The organism is Limosilactobacillus urinaemulieris, from assembly GCF_014838745.1.
GTDB lineage: Bacteria > Bacillota > Bacilli > Lactobacillales > Lactobacillaceae > Limosilactobacillus > Limosilactobacillus urinaemulieris.
In genome coordinates, this window is record NZ_JABUXR010000037.1 from 1 (window position 1) to 1,781 (window position 1,781).

At 51.3% G+C, this 1,781-nt stretch carries 1 rRNA gene; it reads right to left on the minus strand.

The features are described 5' to 3' along the window. Window positions 1-67: 67 nt before the first annotated feature. Window positions 68-1,642 (minus strand): 16S ribosomal RNA (locus HUK45_RS09250). Window positions 1,643-1,781: the final 139 nt, after the last annotated feature.

The following is a 1,781-nucleotide window of genomic DNA, read 5'->3' on the forward strand; positions in this document are numbered from 1 at the left end:
TTGAGAGTAAACCTCTCAAAACTAAACAAAGTTTCAACAATGTGTAGGTTTCCGTTTTATTCCTTAGAAAGGAGGTGATCCAGCCGCAGGTTCTCCTACGGCTACCTTGTTACGACTTCACCCCAGTCATCTGCCCTGCCTTAGGCGGTTCCCTCCAAATGGTTAGGCCACCGACTTTGGGCATTGCAAACTTCCATGGTGTGACGGGCGGTGTGTACAAGGCCCGGGAACGTATTCACCGCGGCATGCTGATCCGCGATTACTAGCGATTCCGACTTCGTGTAGGCGAGTTGCAGCCTACAGTCCGAACTGAGAACGGCTTTAAGAGATTAGCTTACTCTCGCGAGTTCGCAACTCGTTGTACCGTCCATTGTAGCACGTGTGTAGCCCAGGTCATAAGGGGCATGATGATCTGACGTCGTCCCCACCTTCCTCCGGTTTGTCACCGGCAGTCTCACTAGAGTGCCCAACTAAATGCTGGCAACTAGTAACAAGGGTTGCGCTCGTTGCGGGACTTAACCCAACATCTCACGACACGAGCTGACGACGACCATGCACCACCTGTCATTGCGTCCCCGAAGGGAACGCCTAATCTCTTAGGTTAGCCCAAGATGTCAAGACCTGGTAAGGTTCTTCGCGTAGCTTCGAATTAAACCACATGCTCCACCGCTTGTGCGGGCCCCCGTCAATTCCTTTGAGTTTCAACCTTGCGGTCGTACTCCCCAGGCGGAGTGCTTAATGCGTTAGCTCCGGCACTGAAGGGCGGAAACCCTCCAACACCTAGCACTCATCGTTTACGGCATGGACTACCAGGGTATCTAATCCTGTTCGCTACCCATGCTTTCGAGCCTCAGCGTCAGTTGCAGACCAGACAGCCGCCTTCGCCACTGGTGTTCTTCCATATATCTACGCATTCCACCGCTACACATGGAGTTCCACTGTCCTCTTCTGCACTCAAGTCGCCCGGTTTCCGATGCACTTCTTCGGTTAAGCCGAAGGCTTTCACATCAGACCTAAGCAACCGCCTGCGCTCGCTTTACGCCCAATAAATCCGGATAACGCTTGCCACCTACGTATTACCGCGGCTGCTGGCACGTAGTTAGCCGTGACTTTCTGGTTGGATACCGTCACTGCGTGAACAGTTACTCTCACGCACGTTCTTCTCCAACAACAGAGCTTTACGAGCCGAAACCCTTCTTCACTCACGCGGTGTTGCTCCATCAGGCTTGCGCCCATTGTGGAAGATTCCCTACTGCTGCCTCCCGTAGGAGTATGGACCGTGTCTCAGTTCCATTGTGGCCGATCAGTCTCTCAACTCGGCTATGCATCATCGCCTTGGTAAGCCGTTACCTTACCAACTAGCTAATGCACCGCGGGCCCATCCTGAAGTGATAGCCGAAACCATCTTTGAAACGAAAACCATGTGGTTTTCGTTGTTATGCGGTATTAGCACCTGTTTCCAGATGTTATCCCCCGCTTCAGGGCAGGTTGCCCACGTGTTACTCACCCGTCCGCCGCTCACTGGGAATCCAACGTCAATTCAGTGCAAGCACGTCATATCAGTTGGGCCAGTGCGCTCGACTTGCATGTATTAGGCACACCGCCGGCGTTCATCCTGAGCCAGGATCAAACTCTCATATAAAATATAAGAACTTGAATAGCTCTAATTCAAATTAATTAAGCGAATTGACTTCGCAAATGTTTTGCTTCAAATCATTATGATTGAAGACCCTACACATTTGATTCGTCGAAACTTTGTTCAGTTTTCAAAGGTCTACCTT